Genomic DNA, 20,208 nt, shown 5'->3' with positions numbered 1-20,208 from the left:
GAACTCATCTCTGATTATTAAATTATAGTTGCCTTAAATTGTTTGGTTAGGCCATTAGTATGTTTTGCGTTAGAATATAGCTATAACTCCTTTACACAGTTTATGCATGTCAAAGCAGGACCCCTATCTCTCTCGAGAACAAGAAAAATACGATAATCCAGTTCCAAGCCGTGAATTTATACTGGAAAAGATTAAAGTCAGTAGTAAAAAGACCAGCTTTAGCCAATTGTGCCAAGCACTTAATGTGTTTGAAGAAGAGCGCCAAATTGCCTTTAAGCGCCGTCTTCGTGCTATGGAGCGCGATGGGCAGCTGCATTTTAATAAATTCAAATGCTACGTTATCCCTTGTGATGATGGCTTGGTGAAAGGCAAGGTCATTGGTCATCGCGATGGATTTGGCTTTTTGGAAGTCGAAGGTGAGAAAAAGGATTGGTTCATTACCAAACATCAAATGGATCGCGTATTACACGGAGATTGGGTATTGGCCAAGGCGGCAAGCCGCGGCTCTGGCGGTAAAGTTGAAGCGCGTATCGTGCGTGTACTGGAGTCTGAACGTGCCCCTATCATAGGACGTTATTTTGTTGAGCACGGTATGGCGGTGGTTGTGCCTGAAGATCCGCGTTTAACTCAAGATATTGTAATTTTGCCGGGCGGTGAAAAAGGGGCTCGCCATAACCAAATGGTGCAGGTTGAAATTACTCAACGCCCAAGCAAGCAAATGAATGCTGTTGGTAAAGTTACGGATGTCATTGGCGATCATATGGCGCCGGGCATGGAAATAGAAGTTGCATTGCGCAACCATGATATTCCGCATGTGTGGCCTCAAGCAGTTGAAGATCAAGTCAGCAAACACGGTGAGTTTGTTGCTGAGAAAGACAAGCAAGGGCGTATTGATCTTCGTAATCTACCATTATTGACCATTGATGGTGAAGATGCGCGAGACTTTGATGATGCCGTGCATTGTGAGCGTAAGCGTTCAGGTGGTTGGCGACTTTGGGTAGCCATTGCTGATGTCTCTCACTACGTTGAAAAAAATAGCCCGTTAGATAAAGAAGCGATTGAGCGCGGTAACTCAGTGTATTTCCCAGAGCAAGTAGTACCCATGTTACCTAAGGTATTATCTAACGGCTTATGTTCACTGAATCCAAAAGTGGACAGACTATGTATGGTCGCTGAGATGACAGTTTCAGAAGCTGGAAAATTGTCTGGATACCGTTTTTACGAAGCCGTGATGAATTCTCATGCGCGTCTTACGTATACAAAGGTACATGCGATTTTACAAGGTGATGAAAAACTGCGTGAAGAGTATGCAGATGTCACTGAGCATCTAACTGAACTACATAATATGTATATGGCGCTGAAGTCGGCGCGTCAAACCCGTGGTGCGATTGAGTTTGAAACGCTGGAAACGCGTTTTGTATTTAATGCATATCGTAAGATTGAATCAATTGTGCCTGTGGTTCGAAACGATGCACATAAACTGATCGAAGAGTGCATGATCTTGGCCAATGTCTCTGCGGCGAGGCTACTTGAAAAGCACGACGCGAGTAGTTTGTACCGTGTTCACGATGAGCCAGATCCTGAAAAATTGAGTCACTTTAGACAGTTTTTAAATGATTTGGGCATAGAGAGCCCAATTGGTCATGAGCCGACTCCACTTGAGCTGACAGAAGCACTTGCATCATTGGGCCAGCGTCCTGAAACTGAGCTGATCCAAACCATGTTATTGCGCTCTATGAAGCAAGCGGTGTATCAACCAGACAATATCGGCCACTACGGATTGGCATTGAAAGCGTATGCACACTTTACTTCACCGATCAGGCGTTACCCTGACTTGGTGGTGCACCGTGCAATCAAAGGCATTTTAGCGGCGCAGGGGCAAACCGTATCTGGTGCTTATGTATATGATGCTGATGAAGCTGATCAGTTAGGTGAGCAGTGCTCTATGACTGAACGTCGCGCTGATGATGCAACACGTGAAGTTGCTGATTGGCTCAAATGTGAGTTTATGCAAGACCATGTTGGCAGTGAGTTCTCAGGTGTTATTTCGTCAGTCACGAACTTTGGTTTATTTGTTCGCCTTGATGAGTTGCAAATTGACGGCATGATCCATGTGAGCAATTTAGGCCATGAGTATTTCCATTTTGATGGTGCAAAGCACTGTTTAGTGGGTGAGCATAGCAAAACGGTTTATCGTTTAGGGGACAAGCTAAGCGTTGTTGTGGCATCAGTGAGCTTGGATGAGCGACGCATCAATTTGGTGCTGGCAGATGAAGCTGAACCAGATCGCTACGCGCGACGCCGTAAAAAGTCAAAGCCGAGTGGTGATGCTGCCAAAAGTAGCGTTCGTGCTCAGCTGAAGGCAGGCAAGATCCCAAATGGTAAGTCAGATAAGCAAGATGACTCGTCAGAAAAAAGCGCTAAAAAAGCCAAAAAGCGCAAAAAAACAACCCCGAAAGGGGTGTTGAAAAAAGGCAAAAAAGCGGGCGCATCAGGAAATAAAAAAACCGCTAAAAAGAGTACAGGAAAAAAAGCCACCAAGGCAAAAAGGCCGGGTAAAAATGCCCGCAAGAGACAAAAAAATAGTGCTGGAGCATAGTTTTGAGTAATGAATTAATTTTTGGCTTTCACTCTATTGAAGCCATTTTAGCCAAAGAGCCAGAGCGCTTTTTGGAGATTTACGCACTAAAAGGACGCGATGATAAGCGCTTGAGTGCCGTGGTTAATGAAGCACGTAAATTTGGTATCTCGGTGCAGTTTATGCAGCGAAAAGCGCTAGATAATAAGGCGAAAGGCGAGCAACACCAAGGCCTTATTGCCAATGTAAAAGCGCCGCGTACATTGAATGAAAATGACCTACAAGGGATCATCGATGCTAACGCTGCGCCATTTTTCTTGGTGCTAGATGGTGTGACTGATCCGCACAACTTAGGTGCTTGCTTACGTAGTGCTGATGCTGCAGGTGTACACGCGGTGATTGTGCCAAAAGATAAGTCTGCGAAACTCAATGGTACAGCGCGTAAAGTTGCGTGTGGTGCCGCGGAGACAGTACCTCTTATTCAAGTGACTAACCTAGCCAGAACGCTACGTGACATTAAAGAAGCGGGTGTTTGGGTTGTGGGTACGGCTGGTGAAACTGACAGTGAGGTTTTCACTTCAGATTTAAAAGGCCCAATCGCGATTGTGATGGGCGCTGAGGGCGATGGTATGCGCCGCCTAACCAGAGAGCACTGTGATTTATTGGTAAAAATCCCGATGGTTGGTACCGTATCGAGCTTGAATGTGTCGGTTGCGACCGGTGTTTGCTTGTTTGAAGTACTGCGCCAACGCAGTTTGTAAGCATTACTTGGAGGGGCTACTTCACCAGTAGCGCCTCTAATTCTGATAAATGACTGACTTGATAAGTTGGCGTTATATCCTCTGGGCAGGTTTGTCCATCATGCTGTAACCAGCAACTATCAATACCGAATCGATTAGCACCTAAAATGTCACTCTTGGGTGTATCTCCCACCATCAAAACCCGCTCTTTGCTTGGGTTATCTAACAGCGCTAATGTGTGCTCAAAGACTTGAGGATCCGGTTTAGCGACGCCCACTTGCTCAGAAATCACGACATGATCAAAAAAGTGTTTGAACCCTGTTTTATGTAAGCGCTTTTCTTGTAGCGCAGTAAATCCATTGGTGATGATATTCAGTGAGACAGTTGGGTTGAGCGCTGACAGCAGTGACTGTGCGCCCGGCAAAGGGGTGCATATATCCGCCATGGCGTTTAAAAAGCCTAGGTTCAAAGACTCTGGCGAAACAGATAATTTGGAAGCCCATGCATTGAAGCGCGTCACTTGCAGTGTTTGTGCATCAATTTTTCCATCTTGATACTGCACCCAAAGCGGTGCATTGAGGGTTTGATATTCATCGTAGTCTTGTCGGTCGAACGTGACACCATGTTGTTTGAATAAGGTTTGCAGACCAAGAAAAGCATCAAAATGAAATAGCGTTTCATCGGCATCAAAAATGATATGTGAGTACTTCATGAACTATATAACTCTGAATGAATAAACGGTGCCATGGCTAACGTGAGTGCTTGTGTATATGAACTTTCTCTGGTGGCAAGGTTATTCGTAAGCAGGCCTATTGCGCCACCTTTTTGTTTTATATTGGTGGTGTTGAATACGCGATCCATAACATGTCCGAGCTCTTCACCTTGCTCTAAAGCTGAATATATTTTGTCGGGAAGGGGGAGGTTACAACTTCTGCTGATACTGGTTTGTTGCTTATCTGCAATGACGACAAATGCAAATGTGGCTGCGCCATAGTCAAACCTAGCGGCACCGCCTTCCATCGCGCAGTAATAATCTGCATCATACTGTGCTTTAAGATAATCAACCCGATTTTGAGCGCCTAAACGCGTATCTAATTCGCCAAGCGGTTGGTCTGGTACACCACTAGGTGCATGGTGCCCTTCGCAAATAATTTCTGCTTCTGGAAAGTATTGCTGAAAAATCGTTTTTGCGGCATTAATTTTGACTGGGTTTTTAGAACCAACAAGTATTTTGAGCATCATTTATTTCATATCCCTCAATTTTGAATAGCTAGTTTACTGAGGGAACGTGAAATAAGGCAAATTTAAATGTTGAGCTCTGTGGGTGCTAAATTTTCATAGGCACGTTTTTTGATGAGCAAATCTTTAATAAGTGGTGTTAATACCAATTCCATCGCCAAACCCATCTTACCACCAGGGACAACCAAGGTATTGACCCGTGACATGAAGCTGCCTTCAATCATTTGCAAGTAATAAGGGAAGTTCACATCTTCAATGCCGCGAAAACGGATCACCACAAAACTTTCATCCAGTGAAGGAATGTCTTTCGCGCTGAAGGGGTTAGATGTATCGACTGTTGGTACGCGCTGAAAATTAATGTGTGTGCGAGAAAATTGTGGTGTGATGTGATTGATATAATCATCCATACTTCGCACGATAGAAGTCATTACAGCTTCTCGTGAGTGGCCACGCTCATGTGTGTCTCTAATGAGCTTTTGGATCCATTCAAGGTTAATGATAGGCACCATGCCAATGAGTAAGTCGACATGTTTAGCCACATTATGTTCTTCTGTTACCACCCCACCATGCAAGCCTTCATAAAACAGCATATCAGTGTTTTTTTCTAGGTCTTGGTATGGTGTAAATGTGCCAGGTAATTGATTATAAGGAACAGCATCATCGAATGTATGTAAGTACTTACGTATACTCCCGTTTCCTGTCTTTCCATAACTGGCAAATAACTCTTCAAGGGCTGCAAAGTCATTGGCTTGTTGGCCAAAGTAACTTAGGTGCTTGCCCTCTTGTAAGGCTTCGCGTTTGAGTTTATCCATTTCAGGGCGCGTGTAGCGATGAAAGCTATCTCCTTCAACGAGTGCGGCTTTGGCGTCGAGACTGCGGAAAATATGTTTAATTGCATTAGTGGTGGTGGTGGTTCCAGCGCCTGAGCTTCCTGTGATAGCAATGATTGGATGTTGTTGTGACATGATAACCTCAATAAAAACGGAATCTAATCGCGGCCTCACTTATTTAACAGCGTGCTAGCCGAGTGTTGTTGCGCACCAATCGCGCTTCTGCATTAAGTCATGTGAAGCATAACAAATTCGCTGCCATCATCACTGGAACTTTAATTTGATGTTACTGAAAGACAAAAATTTCGCAAGCGCTTTGCGAGCATAGGTTATTTTTCATATATCGTGGGTGTATTTAAATGTGAGATTTTATTGGTTTTTGAAGTGTGTACTGGGTAAGATCAAAAATAAAAAGGAATCACAATGTATAAAGCCATAAATAATGCGCTGGTGGTGTGTAGCTTTATTATCCTTACACATGTACAGGCTGCAATGCCCAAAAGCCAAATATGGTTGGCACAAGAGGGAGAGAGCGGGTTTACTGTGCAGCCCCTGACAGATAAAAGTGCCTATAATAATCAGCCACTGATAACAGACGATGGGGTCTACTACACTAAAGAAGTTGAAGTGCAGGGGCAATCTCAAACAGATTTGTTTTTATACCGCTTTGACGATAATTCGCATACTAATTTGACGAATACGCCTGAATCAGAGTATTCCCCTACAATTTTCCCACATAAAAAAGGCATATCAACCATAGTAGTAGAAAAGTCTGGGGAGCAAAGACTGTGGTTTTACCCAGAGGATAAATCACAATCGACATCACGTATTTTCGAGCATATTAAACCTGTGGGTTATCATGTTTGGGGTAAAAATGAAGAGGTTATTCTGTTCATTTTAGGCCAGCCACATTCGCTACAGTTTACAAATCTATCAGGACATTTGCCTAAGGTTGTAGCAAAAGATATTGGACGCAGCCTAGCTTATAATTCTGCGAGAGATATATATAGTTTTACATATATGGTAGATGGCGAACAGTGGTTTGCAACCTACTCAAGTCAGCATAATTCAGTTCGAAAACACTTCAGATTACCTAGCACTATTCGGGATTATACTTGGATGAACGACAATGTTGTGGCCTATGCACTAGACAATAAAATATATACAAGGGATATTGATACACCTAAATCTGTATCTTTATGGCGCAATTTGCAAGACTATTGTGATACGAATATTACCAGATTAAGCTATTATGAGGGTAGTTTGGCTTTTGTCTGTGCGCGATAAACGCTATATAATTCGAGCTCGGTGATATAGCCAGTGTATATGATATATTTTTAGGTAGGAAAAACATGGTGGTTTTAGTTACAGGTGGGGCGGGTTATATTGGCTCGCACACTGTCGTGGAGTTACTCAACCAAGGTGATGATGTTATTGTAGTTGATAATCTTTCCAATTCATCCAAGGTGGCGCTGAGTCGTGTTAAAGAGATTGCAGGTAAAGATGTTACGTTTTATGAAGGGGACGTATTAGACCGCGATTTTTTAGACTCTGTCTTTTCAAAACATGATATAGACCAAGTTATCCACTTTGCTGGGCTAAAATCTGTAGGTGAATCGGTACAAAAACCAATAGAGTACTACCAGACAAATGTTCAAGGAACGCTTAACCTTTTGGATGCGATGAAAGATGCGAATGTATTTAAGTTAGTATTTAGTTCATCAGCGACTGTTTATGGAGATCCAGATAGCCTACCTATTCGTGAAGATTTTCCTGTTGGTGGTACCACCAACCCATACGGCACTTCTAAACTGATTGCGGAAATGGTTTTGCAAGATGTTGCTAAGTCTGACGACAGATGGGCGTTTGTTATCTTACGTTACTTTAATCCCGTAGGTGCACATCATACAGGGTTAATTGGTGAAGACCCCAATGGTATTCCCAACAACCTATTGCCTTATATCACACAGGTCGCGGTAGGTAAGCTAGAAAAGCTTGGTGTATTTGGTAATGATTATGATACCCATGATGGGACAGGTGTGCGGGATTACATTCATGTTGTTGATCTGGCAATAGGGCACCTGAAGTCTCTACAGAAGATAAGCACTGAAAATGGCGTTCATATTTATAATTTAGGTACTGGCAATGGCTACTCTGTTTTAGATATGGTGAAGGCGTTTGAATCTGCATCGAATAAAACGATTCCTTATGATATTAAACCTCGTCGATCAGGCGATATTTCAGCCTGTTATGCCGCACCTGAAAAGGCCAAGCAAGAGTTAGGGTGGGTGGCTGAGCGAGGGCTAAATTCTATGATGGAAGATTCTTGGAAATGGCAGAAAAACAACCCTAGAGGCTATAGTTCATAATACCTTGTATTTACTGTGTGATTTTGAGGTTATGTAGGATGAATAACCTCAAAACAAGGCTCTTGTAGCATAGGATAAATGCCTAATTACTGTTTAGTTTAACGGTATACTGATGTTTGACTTGTCAAAATTGGGTTGTTACATTTTCTGCTATAAAAATATTCATTATAAGGCTTTGTCTCATGAAATTGCAGAAAAAAATCTTGCGAGTATTATCTGATAGAGAAATGAGTTTTGTACAAGGTGGGACGCACAATGGTAAAAACCCTCCGGAAATGATGCAAAGGTTACTCGAGTTTCCACGATAGAAAAATATCAGAATTATAAGAGTGGGCAGAAAAGGATGTATATTAATGAGATACTTACTTATATTGATTGGTCTTTTAGGGGGCTTTTTCTTTTAGCCGTTTTATTTTTAGTTGTTATGTTTTGGGAAAGAAGGTTTAGCTTATTTTTTGGTGGTAAGAGTAGCTTAAAAAGCACAGAAGATCATATCCTCCATTCTTGTTTCCTAACAGGCTTATGTATTGTGGTATTTTACATAACTGGTACTACGATAACTGAGCATATCATGTCTCTATCTATGGATACTATCTCGCTCAGGCGTTTGTTCTACTTCTCTATTTTATTAAACCTATCCTTATTTTTTGTTTCTTTGTTTTTGCTCCATGAAATCAGACAATGTGCGTTTTCGAATATCACGCGGACAGTGTTGTATTTAATGTTTATCGAACTATCACTAACTCTTGCACAGCTTATCGCAAGGGGCTATTTCGATTTTAATGCGTTAAACCCTTTTTATAGTTTGATCATTGTAGTCTGTAATACCTTGGCACTCATTGCACTGGTGAGTTACCCAGCTAAGTTAATTTTACGAAAAAGAGGGCTGTATTCAAAATTTTAAATTAGGTCATACAGAGATATTGTGCTGTGTTTTTGTCATTATTGCCTCTGTATTGTCATTTTGTCATTCATTGCTTTTTGTATACATGTCTAAAAGAACACCTAGGGGGACAGTTTTGCTCTATTCCCTTCAAAATCTCTTCTTCCACCTCTTCAACACGTTGCGACTCCATTTATCGGCTATGCTCATTTTGCTGAATGTTTTACTTTCATTGTGTATAATCTTGCCATTAAACTTTGCTCTAACTCGACACTTGTATCGAGTTTCACCGCTTGTAGTCTTGCGTTTTTCTATTGCGTAAAATGCCATTCGAAGCTCTCCTTAAAGGGTTCCCGTCCTACTTTTTGGGGGTGCCTATGGGGTACCATTCATCGAAAAATAGGCTAAAACAAGCGCAAATCAGGTAAAATAGTCACTATGAAAAGTACTGATAAATCAGGCGTTAGCCCACTAAATACAAGCGATTCGGCGTTTCGCCGCTTCTCCGTTGCACCTATGCTAGATTGGACTGATCGGCATTGTCGAACATTTCATCGCAAACTGAGCAAACATGCTGTTTTGTATACGGAGATGATAACCACAGGTGCAATTATCTATGGTAAAGGTGATTATTTAGCGTTTGGCGAGCATGAAATGCCAGTTGCATTGCAACTAGGTGGTTCTGATCCAACAGCTCTGGCTGAGTGTGCTAAACGCGCTCAAGAATATGGCTACAATGAAGTGAATTTAAATGTTGGCTGTCCTTCTGATAGAGTTCAAAACGGCCGGTTTGGTGCTTGTTTGATGGCTGAACCAAACCTTGTTGCTGAATGTGTTGCTGCAATGAAAGCAGAAGTATCTATCCCGGTAACAGTGAAAACGCGCATTGGTATCGATGAGCAAGATTCTTATGAATTCTTAACAGCCTTGATTGAGGCATCCCATAAAGTTGGGTGTGATGATTTTATTATTCATGCAAGAAAAGCTTGGTTGCAGGGGTTAAGCCCAAAAGAAAATAGAGAAATTCCACCGCTTGATTACCCCAGAGTTTATAAGTTAAAGCAAGACTATGCGAACCTGCATATCAGCATTAATGGCGGAGTTAAGACGCTAGAAGAGTGTCTGCATCATTTGGAGCATTTGGATGGTGTAATGGTTGGCCGAGAAGCGTATAGCAACCCTTTCTTACTGTCACAAGTTGATGAAAAGTTATATGGGGATGCACCATTCACACAGACTCGTCATGAGGTTGTACGTAGTATGTATGATTACTTTGAGCAAGAGATGACGCGTGGTGCAAATTTCTGGCATATTGCACGTCATATGTTGGGAATCTTCCAAAATCAACCAGGTGCACGCGGCTACAGACGTCACTTATCTGAAAATGGTCATAAGAAAGACGCAGATATTAGCGTCATGGAAAAAGCACTTACGTTTGTACCTGAAGTCTAAAATCATATATGACCAAAAAAACAATTTTTTGGTCATATTTACCACATTTTAATCATCTACTTTATTTTTAAGTGCTACACATTTTATTAAGCTTCTGTTTTTAATAGGTTTTAATATTTGGCATAGAGTTTGGAACATTAGAGTCATCATATGTTATTAAGGAACATGTAATGGCTTTAATCAACCGCATCGAAGATCTAATTAAATCGGAATTTAACACGTTACTCGGTGATGCCTGCTCTAGAGAGCGCTGTTCACCGAATATCAATGACGCATCTGCGCGTATCCAGGCGCTCATTATCCAATTGAAAACGGAAGCGTCGTCAGCCCGCAAACAAGTCGTTAACTATGAGGGTGCTATTGCAGACTGGTATGAAAAAGCACAGTACGCTTTAGAAAAGGGCAGAGAGGATTTGGCGAAGGCGGCTTTAAATGAAAAGTTTAGCTGTCAAAATAAATTATCGTCATTAAAAACGCATCTTGAAAACTTGTCTCAAGCGTTAAATAAATTGGAGCAGGAGTATATTGCTTTGCAGTCAGTCCAGCAAAGCAATACTAAAAATGAAAGCCATAGTCACAGTATTAAAGAAGAGTGTTTACGTGCACGCCTTAAACTAAAACAAGCTTTGCATGGACCCGCTATGCAAGATTTAGCGTCACATATCTCAGAGTGGGAAAGAAAGCTCACATCAACAGAATCTCCACATGGTCACTCATTTACGAGTCAAGCACATAAAACAATGGATGAATTGAATCGATTGATCCAACATGAAAATGTCACGTCCATGATGCAGTCTTTAAAGCGAAAAGTTGCTTTAGCATCGTCAAGTAAGCCTTTGTCTCAGTAGGAGAAAGCTATGCATTCACGAAAATATGAGAGTACCTTGAACCCTCGAGGTAGAAAGAAAATTGCGGGTGTTTGCAGTGAAGTTGCAAAACGCATCGACTTACCTGTTTGGTTAGTTCGCTTGCTGTTGGTATTAATGGCATTAAAATTTACTTGGCCTTGCATTATTGGTTACTTCATTGGGTGGCTTTGTTTATCAGATAAGAAATAGGAGGCGTTATGAAAACAGTGGCGTTAATATTATGTGCATTACTGGGGGCACTGCTATTTTCATGGTTATCCATTCCATATACTGCACTGGGCTTATCAGATTTGTTTCAAGAGTTAGGTTGGGTTGGTTTAGAGTTTTTTGGCTTTCTGTTACTGATGGTTTGTGGAATTGCGATTGTGGCGTTACTCAGTGTCGGAATACTGGGAGTCGGGTTAGTTATGCTCATTGGGCTAGTATTGGCATTTTTATTTAACTCCGTCATGATAGCAATTCCTTTATTTATGATATTGGTACTTGCTTGGTTAGTATTTGAAAAAGCCCCTGAATATTGATGTTATTTAAAGCTGGTGGCCATATAATTTGCTGTGAATTCAGTGCTCAAGAACGGTATAATCATCGTATCTAATACTGTTTAAATCAGAATTAAAGGAATCCAGCCATGCGTAAAGCGTTTGCATTTGTATCTCTGTTGTCTTTGTCTTTTTTCGGAGCTGCTCATAATCATCAACATGATGGTCATGACCATCATCAACATCAAGTGGTTCAAGATTCAGTGGGTCTTCAGGTTAACAAAGCTAAGATTCGTGCTTTTCTGCCGGCTGCGAAGTCTACGGCTGGTTATATGACGCTGCACAACAATACAGACAAGCCTATTACTATTGTAAGCGCTAAAATTGAAGGGCTAGGTCGTGTTGAAATTCATGAGCATATTCACAGTAACGGCATAATGAAAATGCAGCCTGTAAAAGCGCTTATTGTCTCAGCTAAAGGGCATGTTGAATTTAAACCAGGCGGTTATCACCTAATGGGTTTTGATCCAAAAATTAAGTTAAAAGTAGGCGAAACCCGCAAACTCACACTATATTTTTCTGGTGGTGAAAAAGTTGAAAGTACTATCAAAGTTGTTTCTTTAAAAGATGAATTTTCCAATGAGTCACACCATCATCATCATTAGGAGCTAGGATGAAAGAACATAAAGGCAAGGTATTTGCCGCACTGGCTGGTATCGTCGTTTTAGGTTATATATTGGCGGTGTATTGGAGTTTTGAGCCTGAACAGTTTGATGTGGTAGAACGTGCAAAATTGCGTGCTGACGAGCAAAAAACAACTTTAGTAACAGGGTACGTTACAGCAAATACGTTAGTTGAGGTAATGCAAACATTATTAGATAAGCCCGGAGGTTACTTGTCAAATGATGTGCTTCCTCCTAGTGTTTTAATGGATAACATGCCAGCCTGGGAGTTTGGTGTGCTTGAAATGTCGAGAGACTTAGCGTTGTCGATGCGCAAAGACTTCAGCCGTTCACAATCACAGTCTACTGAACATCCAAGTTTAAAGAAAGCGCAACCTAAATTTAATATAAGCTCAACAGCTTGGATATTACCGAGCGCGGAAAGCGAGTATCAAGCGGGAATTAATTTTTTACAAGAGTATCAAGCGCAGATAGCGAATCAAACTCAAGTTGATAGCCAGTTTTATGCACGTGCAGATAACTTGAGAGGTTGGTTAAAAGAAGCGGAAAAGCGCATGGGTAGCCTGAGTCAAAGACTTAGTGCCAGTGTTGGGCAAGAACGAATAAATACTGACCTAGCAGGGGATGCAAATGCAGCTCAGGCGACTGCGGGTAAGCAGCAGTCAGTAGTCAAGACATCATGGTGGAAAATTGATGATGTTTTTTATGAGTCTCGAGGTGCAACATGGGCACTATTGCACTTTTTGAAGGCTGTAGAACATGATTTTTCCGATGTGTTGGAAAAGAAAAATGCCAAAGTGAGCTTACAGCAAATTATTAGGGAGTTAGAAGCCACACAGGAAACTGTATGGAGCCCGGTAATTTTGAATGGCAGTGGCTTTGGTTTTGTAGCTAATCACTCATTAGTGATGGCGAATTATATATCTAGAGCAAATGCAGCTCTAATAGAACTCAGTGAACTTTTAGCGCAAGGATAAAAAAATGAAAAAGTATTGTTTAGCGGCAGCGTTGTCTCTGGCTTGCCTTACACCTGCAGCACATGCTGATACTTTATTAGGTTTATACTTAGGAGCCGAAGGGTGGCAAAATGATCCTGAAGGTAGCTTTGCAGAAAAAGGTAACCTTCAATCATTTGATTTTGAAGATGAGACCTTTTCAAGCTTTTACGCAGCCCTTGAACATCCTGTTCCGCTCGTACCTAATGTAAAACTGAAATACACTGAGCTTGAGCTAGTGGGCAGTACAACATTAACGGACACGTTTGAGTTTGGTGATAGTAACTTCACCGTTGGTACACAAGCTAATACTGTCGCCGATTTAAATCATATTGATTATATTTTCTATTACGAATTGTTTGATAACGATCTCGTTTCTTTTGACTTTGGTATAAACGCTAAGCAATTCGATGCAGATGTAGTTGTTACTGGTGATGTTAACGGCTCTCAAGTAACTGAAACAGTCGATTTCTCAGGTTTTGTACCTTTAGGTTATTTACGAGCAGAAGTAGGATTACCGCTAACTGGGTTGAGTGTGTTTGCGGAAGGTAGTCTTCTCGCTATTGACGATAGTAAAGTTCAAGATTATCAAATAGGTGTAGCTTGGGAGTTTATCGATAACTTAGCTGTAGATGTTGCTGTAAGAGCTGGTTACCGCTCTTTAGTGCTTGAGTTAGACGATATTGATGACTTTGATTCTGACATTGATGCATCAGGTCCATTTGCCGGATTGCAAGTACACTTCTAATTCACTTACCTTGATAAGTATGCACTAGTTTGGATAGCCCTAAAGCGACGAAATTCGTTTGAGGGCTATTTTTTTGCTCTACTCAAAGGTAAGTGAAAACTCTTCTTCTAGAGTTTTATTGAGCAGTTGTCGATACGTTTTATTGACGGGTGTATTGATTAATTTTTTTAGCTCATCACCCGTTTGTGTCAGCTTGTAATAACTCAATACCAGTTCATTACTTTTAGCTTCAAAGTTCACTTTTTGATTCTGGTAAACCAATGTTAGAGACTGGCCTTTTTGCAAGCTCGCAGATTCAATTTCTTGGCGGTACATCAGATTAATATCCATTAACGTGAGGATATGCGGAAAACTGAGGCCTGCTTGCGCTAGGTTGATTGTTTCGGTGCTGCCTTTTCTCAATAAGTCTAACAGTGAAGGTTTTTTGTAGTACCCTAGAATTATTAAGTAGCTATCTTCTTTTTCTAGATAGCCACACAATGAGGCACATTTTTGTAACGCTTCGGCCTCTCTTTGCGTCATTAACTTTAGTGTTTGCAGGCTTTTAATCGAAAATGTTCCTGGAGCAATAGACTCCCCGACAAGTATTTTCGCCCATAACTTTTGCATCGTTTGATTGGCGATATCTTCTGCTAAGGAGATGAAGTGTTCTAGCCAATCTGGATCAGGTCTACCGCGGCTAGTCACATCCGGGCAAAGAGATAAGGACATGCCCATGACAGCTTCAATATTTTGTTGACGTTGTATTTTTTGAAGTTGCTGCCTCTTTAAAGCTCTTTTTAGTGTGCCATGCTCACTTTTGATAAAAAAGCTATTTTGTTGTGCAGAGCTAGAAGTAAAGCGTCCATTTGTTGCTGCAGGTTTTGCGTGTTTGACCATAGCATAGCCAAGCTTTTCTTCGATAAGTAAAGCTAAGCTTGAGCGGGCTTGGGCACTTTTAATTGTCATTAGTTTCTTGCCCCATTACTTGTAATTGGAGTTGAGAGTTCATTTCATTGACGGCCGTTTGTACAATTTTTTCTAAATAATATTTGGTAAGAAATGCATTTAAGCTGCCAATAATTGGAGAAAGTACTTCTCCATGGATTAATACCGTGATTTGCTGAGTTTTAGGCTGAAAAAATATACGCATCCTAGCTTGGTGCTCCTCATGGAACCTTAAGTGATATTGTAATTCATGAGGTTTTTTTTCGACTAATGTTGCGTCAACTCTGCCGCGAGAGTGATTAAAAGCGACAAACCCACCTACTTTCTCTTCATTTTGCATCGACAGTAATTGTATCTTACTCGATTCTAATACATTTATTGCCTGTACCCAGTTTTTCGTTGAAAGAATGAACTTTAAGGCATGAGGGTGATCTTTAGAAATAGGTGCTGTAATGTTGATTTGGTATGTTGTGGGCAGCATATTTACAATGATGAGGATGATCAGTACACCAAAAATAATTACTTTTAAGACTGTTTGAATTAGTTGCACTTGATCTCCCTCGACGTTTTATTTACGCCTTAACTGAGCGCAAGTATTTGAACATCGTCTATAATATTACTTGGGTGTTAACGAATGTAGAACTCGATAGTAAAAACCTATCATATTTTATAAGATGAAATATAGAGAAAGCTGCTCTTGCAGAATTGATGTGGTTAAGCATAAGGTGGATGATGGCGTCTGAGCAAGAAGATTTTCTATTTGCAGATCAAGAAGTTTCCCATGATACCCAAGAAGGTGATACGGGCTTTTGGGACGTTCTGGTTGTGGACGATGATCCTGAAATACACTCTGTGACAAAGCTTGCTTTATCTGGGGTAGAGTTTTGGGGTAAAACGCTACGTTTTCATCATGCCTATTCAGGAAAGGAAGCTGTCGCTTCTTTAAAGAATCTACCTGAGGTATGTGTTTTACTGCTTGATGTTGTGATGGAGAGCGATGACGCTGGGTTAAACGTGGTTAAGCAAGTCCGCGAGGAGATAGGTAATCATGCGGTGCGGATCATATTACGCACTGGTCAACCTGGATATGCGCCAGAAGAGAAAGTGATCCGAGAATATGACATCAATGACTATAAAATGAAGACTGAACTTACCCGCGGTAAGTTGGTGACATCATTGATGACCGCAATTCGATCTTATCAACAGATTTGTGAACTAGAGCAGCAAAGTGTGGCTTTGGCAAATATACTAGACGCTTCACAGGCTATTTTGGGTCACACAGACATGGTTTCATTCGGTAAAGCTGTGGTGCAGCAGCTTGCCAAGATAATCGGTGCCCTTGATAGTGGGTTGGTAGCGGGTGTCACTAATGGTTCTCGCGTGATTATATTTGGCGGTACAGAGCACTACGAAGAATTTATCGGGCAAGGATTGGAGCAGTTAGATAACGGCAGAGTGATTATGCAAGTGCAAAACTGCTTTGACCGCGAAGTTCACCAACACACCGACCATGATATTACCTTCTTATTGGAGGGAAAAAGCCGAAAAGCTGCAATTTTTGTGGAGGTTGAGCAGCCTCCATCAGCTTCTCAATTGCAATTTGCTGAGATATTTTTGACCAATGTGGGTGTGGGCGTTGACAACATAAAGTTGATCAATGAGTTGCGAGATGTAGCATATAAAGATGCGCTTACACGGTTACCCAACAGGGCTAATTTTGTTGATCTCATCGCACAGTTTTATCAACCCGGCAGTGATGATTTAGTTTTTGTGCTGCTTGATATTGCACAGTTTTCGGATATCAACAATGGCTTGGGTCAGGAAGTGGGCAATTTACTTTTACTCGCGGTGAAAGAGCGACTTTGTCTTGAGTTTCCACAAAGCCAGCTATTGTCACGTATTGGTGCCGATGTATTTGGCTTATTACTACCAAGTCAGTTGTTTGATGAACAGGGGTTTGTAGATACCATTACTGTGCCTTATCAAGTTGGTGAACATGTATTAACTATGCATTTTCATATTGGTGTTTGCCGTCAAGCAGACTTTCATCACCTAGGTCTAGAAACGCTAAAGTTAGCTTACATCGCGCTGAATCAAGCAAAGCAAGCGAATAAGATTTTAGATTGGTATACGCCAGACTTAGAAGAAAAAATGGCATGGCGACTTGGTTTGATCCGCCAACTTAGGCAAGACTTTGAAATGAGCAAGTTAGAAGTTTGGTATCAACCACAATTTAGCTTAGAGACCAATAACGTTATTGGCTGTGAGGCTTTGTTGCGTTGGCCATCAGGTAACGGCGATTATATTTCTCCAGGTATTTTTGTTCCACTAGCAGAGGATTCGGGACTCATTGTAGATATTGGCCAGTGGGTTCTGGAGCAAGCATGTAAGTTACAACATCAGCTGAGTGCCCAAGACATTGATATTAGCGTAGCAGTGAATGTGTCAGTGCCGCAATTCAAAGTGAATAACTACGCTGAGCAAGTAAAAAGTACAATCACTCACTACCAAGTCTCCCCTGAAAAAATAGAATTAGAAGTAACAGAAAGCGTGGTAATGGATGAAGTTAAAACGGTGATTGAGACGTTGGGTGAATTAAAGTCTTTTGGTGTTGAAGTGGCAATTGATGATTTTGGTACGGGATTTTCATCGCTAAGTTACCTACAACAACTACCTCTTGCACGTTTAAAAATTGACCGCGCATTCGTCAAAGATATTCCCGATTCAGATAGCGGGGCTATTGCTGATCTGGTGATATCGTTAGGCCGTCATTTGGGCTTGAAAACCATCGCTGAAGGGGTGGAAACGCAACAGCAAGCTGATGTACTTAAAAAATTGGGCTGTGATGAAGTACAGGGGTTCTTATTGGCGAAGCCCATGCCTAAAGATGAGTTGTTAGTGTTTTTAAATGCCACTGATCATGACAAATGAATAACTTCAAGTAAATATTGCGTATGTCTAATGTGTAGATAATTACCTCGCAGTTTAACCGATAAAGACGATAATTTTCCTGTAGTCGTAATTTATTCCTGTTTTTAATTTATTTTAGATTAATAATTACAGTGATTTAGGTTTTTTAGCTCATACTTTCACCATCTATAGTACGGTATAGCGTGCCGCTGGGGTATAATAGTAACCTTGCAAATTATTTGAGCCGTCACTTTATGAATACATCAAAGGTCTCCGGGTTAAAAGCGGAGCGTTCGCTTTTCTCATATCCTAAATACTGGGCTGAATGCTTTGGCCCAGCCCCATTTTTACCAACTTGCCGTGCTGAAATGGATGCTTTAGGGTGGGACAGTTGTGACATCATCATTGTTACAGGGGACGCATATGTCGATCACCCTAGCTTTGGTATGGCGGTGATAGGTCGAGTACTTGAAGCGCAGGGCTTCAGAGTAGGTATTATTGCGCAGCCGGATTGGTCCGATAAAACAGCCTTCGAGTCACTGGGTAAGCCAAACCTATTTTTTGGTGTAACGGCTGGCAATATGGACTCTATGATCAATCGTTATACTGCAGAGAAGCGGATCCGCCATGATGATGCTTATACACCTGGCAATATAGGTGGTAAGCGTCCTGATAGAGCCGTGGTTGTGTATAGCCAACGCTGCCGTGAGGCATATAAAGATGTACCTGTTGTGATTGGTGGTATTGAGGCTAGCTTACGCCGCATTGCACATTATGATTACTGGCAAGAAAAAGTGCGCCGTAGTGTAATCTTTGATGCCAAAGCGGATATCTTGATTTACGGTAATGCTGAGCGCCCATTGGTAGAAGTAGCACATCGCATTGCCAACGGCGAGACCATTGACACAATTCAAGATGTACGAGGCACCGCGGTCATTCGTAAGACGCCAATTGAAGGTTGGCGAGGCAGTGATTCAACTGCCATTGATAAAGTAGGGAAGATTGACCCTATTCCAAACCCATATGGTGCCGATGATATGGGGTGTAGCAAGTCTGAATTTGCCAAAGCGGGTATTGATTTGAAAAGTGAAGCGGCAAAGCCAATCACAGTGCAGCCGCCAAGATTAAAGCCATGGGAAAAGGTATATGTGAAGCTGCCTGCTTTTGAGCAAGTGAGTGTGAATAAGCCATTATATGCCCATGCTTCGCGTATCTTGCATCAAGAAACAAACCCAGGATGTGCAAGGGCTTTATTCCAACGTCATGGAGATCGCTCAGTCTGGGTAAACCCACCTGCATTTCCACTAGAAACAGAAGAAATGGATCATGTATTTGGGCTGCCTTATCAACGTATTCCGCACCCAGCTTATGGCGACGACAAGATCCCAGCCTATGACATGATCAAAACCTCAGTCAATATTATGCGAGGCTGTTTTGGGGGCTGCAGTTTCTGCTCGATCACTGAGCATGAAGGTAGAATCATTCAAAGTCGTTCAGAAGAGTCTATTATTGAAGAAATAGAACAGATCAGAGATAAAGTACCGGGCTTTACTGGGGTGATTTCGGACTTAGGCGGCCCGACCGCAAACATGTATAAACTGCGTTGTAAGAGTAAAAAAGCGGAAAGCACCTGTCGTCGTTTATCGTGTGTGTATCCTGATATTTGTAAGCACATGGACACAGATCATACTCCGACAATAGAACTGTATCGCAAAGCACGAGATGTTGAAGGGGTTAAAAAGATCCTGATAGCTTCAGGTGTTCGCTACGACTTGGCGATTGAAGATCCGCGTTATGTCAAAGAGCTGGTATCCCACCATGTTGGCGGCTACTTAAAAATTGCACCTGAGCATACTGAAAGTGGCCCGCTATCGAAGATGATGAAGCCCGGTATGGGCACCTATGATAAGTTTAAAGAGTTATTTGATAAGTACTCAAAAGAGGCAGGCAAAAAGCAATATTTAATTCCTTATTTCATTTCTGCGCATCCAGGTACAACGGATGAAGACATGGTGAATATGGCACTTTGGTTGAAAGCACACGACTTTAAGTTAGATCAGGTACAAAATTTTTATCCATCGCCTATGGCCAATGCAACCACGATTTATCACACTGAAATGAATTCGTTGCGTAACATCAAAAACAATCACGAGGAAGTAGCGGTACCAAAAGGTGCGCGTCAGCGTCGTTTGCATAAAGCCATTCTGCGTTATCATGATCCTGCGGGCTGGCCACAGATCCGTGAAGCGCTGAAAAACATGGGTAAAGCACACTTAATCGGTCGAGGACCTGAATGCTTAGTGCCTGATGAAAGCACGCGAGGTAGACAAACGGGCTCAGGGCAAAAGCGTGGTAATAAAGCTCTGACAAAGCACACTGGGTTTAGCCAGTTTAATCAAGCGAATACAAAACCTAGAGTTGGTAAAAATAAACGTAAGCCGAACAAGAGTAAGCCAACACATCATTAAAATAAAAAAGCCGCTCAGTGCGGCTTTTTTTGGACGGT

20 protein-coding genes are annotated in these 20,208 nt (G+C 41.7%); 15 read left to right on the top strand and 5 right to left on the bottom strand.

Features of this window, described 5'->3' with window-relative positions:
- Positions 1–106: 106 nt before the first annotated feature.
- Complete coding sequence (rnr, locus tag QNM16_RS21235; RefSeq protein ID WP_284022273.1) at positions 107–2,599, top strand: ribonuclease R; 2,493 nt, start codon at positions 107–109, stop codon at positions 2,597–2,599.
- Between the two features lie 2 nt (positions 2,600–2,601).
- Positions 2,602–3,339, top strand: coding sequence for a 23S rRNA (guanosine(2251)-2'-O)-methyltransferase RlmB (rlmB, locus tag QNM16_RS21230; RefSeq protein ID WP_284022272.1), 738 nt, complete (start codon positions 2,602–2,604; stop codon positions 3,337–3,339).
- Positions 3,340–3,355: 16 nt separating this feature from the next.
- Here rlmB and yjjG read toward each other — a convergent pair whose 3' ends face one another.
- From yjjG to QNM16_RS21215, 3 genes are all read right to left on the bottom strand, one after another.
- On the bottom strand, positions 3,356–4,030 hold the full coding sequence (yjjG, locus tag QNM16_RS21225) for a pyrimidine 5'-nucleotidase (protein ID WP_284022271.1): 675 nt from the start codon (positions 4,028–4,030) through the stop codon (positions 3,356–3,358).
- Positions 4,027–4,560 carry an inosine/xanthosine triphosphatase gene (yjjX, locus tag QNM16_RS21220; RefSeq protein ID WP_284022270.1) on the bottom strand — a complete coding sequence of 178 codons (534 nt, stop codon included), beginning with the start codon at positions 4,558–4,560 and terminating at the stop codon, positions 4,027–4,029. The genes yjjG and yjjX overlap by 4 nt, the downstream gene beginning before the upstream one ends.
- Positions 4,561–4,622: 62 nt before the next feature.
- Positions 4,623–5,522 (bottom strand): phosphoribulokinase, encoded by a 900-nt coding sequence (locus QNM16_RS21215; protein ID WP_284022269.1) that lies wholly within the window; start codon positions 5,520–5,522, stop codon positions 4,623–4,625.
- 288 nt (positions 5,523–5,810) lie between these two features.
- Here QNM16_RS21215 and QNM16_RS21210 point away from each other — a divergent pair, with 288 nt between their 5' ends.
- From QNM16_RS21210 to QNM16_RS21160, 11 genes are all read left to right on the top strand, one after another.
- Positions 5,811–6,674 (top strand): hypothetical protein, encoded by an 864-nt coding sequence (locus QNM16_RS21210; RefSeq protein ID WP_284022268.1) that lies wholly within the window; start codon positions 5,811–5,813, stop codon positions 6,672–6,674.
- A 65-nt stretch (positions 6,675–6,739) separates the two neighbouring features.
- Entirely contained in the window at positions 6,740–7,756 is a 1,017-nt protein-coding gene (galE, locus tag QNM16_RS21205; protein WP_284022267.1) for a UDP-glucose 4-epimerase GalE, read from the top strand.
- 182 nt (positions 7,757–7,938) lie between these two features.
- Positions 7,939–8,064 carry a hypothetical protein gene (locus tag QNM16_RS21200; protein WP_284022266.1) on the top strand — a complete coding sequence of 42 codons (126 nt, stop codon included), beginning with the start codon at positions 7,939–7,941 and terminating at the stop codon, positions 8,062–8,064.
- Positions 8,065–8,327: 263 nt separating this feature from the next.
- Complete coding sequence (locus tag QNM16_RS21195) at positions 8,328–8,660, top strand: hypothetical protein (RefSeq protein WP_284022265.1); 333 nt, start codon at positions 8,328–8,330, stop codon at positions 8,658–8,660.
- Positions 8,661–9,077: 417 nt separating this feature from the next.
- The gene (gene dusA / locus QNM16_RS21190; protein ID WP_284022264.1) at positions 9,078–10,091 is read left to right on the top strand and encodes a tRNA dihydrouridine(20/20a) synthase DusA; all 1,014 of its coding nucleotides are present in this window, start codon (positions 9,078–9,080) and stop codon (positions 10,089–10,091) included.
- Between the two features lie 170 nt (positions 10,092–10,261).
- Positions 10,262–10,939, top strand: a complete 678-nt coding sequence (locus QNM16_RS21185) for a PspA/IM30 family protein (protein ID WP_284022263.1) — start codon at positions 10,262–10,264, stop codon at positions 10,937–10,939.
- 9 nt (positions 10,940–10,948) lie between these two features.
- On the top strand, positions 10,949–11,149 hold the full coding sequence (locus QNM16_RS21180) for a PspC domain-containing protein (RefSeq protein WP_284022262.1): 201 nt from the start codon (positions 10,949–10,951) through the stop codon (positions 11,147–11,149).
- Positions 11,150–11,157: 8 nt separating this feature from the next.
- Positions 11,158–11,481, top strand: coding sequence for a hypothetical protein (locus QNM16_RS21175; RefSeq protein WP_284022261.1), 324 nt, complete (start codon positions 11,158–11,160; stop codon positions 11,479–11,481).
- Between the two features lie 107 nt (positions 11,482–11,588).
- The gene (locus QNM16_RS21170; RefSeq protein WP_284022260.1) at positions 11,589–12,104 is read left to right on the top strand and encodes a copper chaperone PCu(A)C; all 516 of its coding nucleotides are present in this window, start codon (positions 11,589–11,591) and stop codon (positions 12,102–12,104) included.
- 8 nt (positions 12,105–12,112) lie between these two features.
- Positions 12,113–13,099 (top strand): DUF2333 family protein, encoded by a 987-nt coding sequence (locus QNM16_RS21165; protein WP_284022259.1) that lies wholly within the window; start codon positions 12,113–12,115, stop codon positions 13,097–13,099.
- 4 nt (positions 13,100–13,103) lie between these two features.
- On the top strand, positions 13,104–13,865 hold the full coding sequence (locus tag QNM16_RS21160; RefSeq protein WP_284022258.1) for a TIGR04219 family outer membrane beta-barrel protein: 762 nt from the start codon (positions 13,104–13,106) through the stop codon (positions 13,863–13,865).
- Positions 13,866–13,943: 78 nt separating this feature from the next.
- Here QNM16_RS21160 and QNM16_RS21155 read toward each other — a convergent pair whose 3' ends face one another.
- Together QNM16_RS21155 and QNM16_RS21150 are read right to left on the bottom strand one after the other, a co-directional pair.
- Positions 13,944–14,813: a TIGR03899 family protein gene (locus tag QNM16_RS21155; RefSeq protein WP_284022257.1), complete on the bottom strand. Its 870-nt coding sequence runs from the start codon at positions 14,811–14,813 to the stop codon at positions 13,944–13,946.
- Entirely contained in the window at positions 14,803–15,342 is a 540-nt protein-coding gene (locus QNM16_RS21150) for a hypothetical protein (RefSeq protein WP_284022256.1), read from the bottom strand. Before QNM16_RS21150 ends, QNM16_RS21155 begins: the two co-directional genes overlap by 11 nt.
- 182 nt (positions 15,343–15,524) lie before the next feature.
- On the opposite strand from QNM16_RS21150, the gene QNM16_RS21145 reads away from it, so the two are divergent.
- The gene (locus QNM16_RS21145) at positions 15,525–17,723 is read left to right on the top strand and encodes a bifunctional diguanylate cyclase/phosphodiesterase (protein WP_284022290.1); all 2,199 of its coding nucleotides are present in this window, start codon (positions 15,525–15,527) and stop codon (positions 17,721–17,723) included.
- Positions 17,724–17,956: 233 nt separating this feature from the next.
- On the top strand, positions 17,957–20,170 hold the full coding sequence (locus QNM16_RS21140) for a YgiQ family radical SAM protein (RefSeq protein WP_284022255.1): 2,214 nt from the start codon (positions 17,957–17,959) through the stop codon (positions 20,168–20,170).
- The last annotated feature ends 38 nt before the right edge of the window (positions 20,171–20,208 follow it).

It is taken from the genome of Pseudoalteromonas umbrosa (assembly GCF_030125375.1).
Taxonomy (GTDB): Bacteria; Pseudomonadota; Gammaproteobacteria; order Enterobacterales; family Alteromonadaceae; genus Pseudoalteromonas; species Pseudoalteromonas umbrosa.
This window is presented reverse-complemented; position numbering and strand designations above follow the sequence as displayed.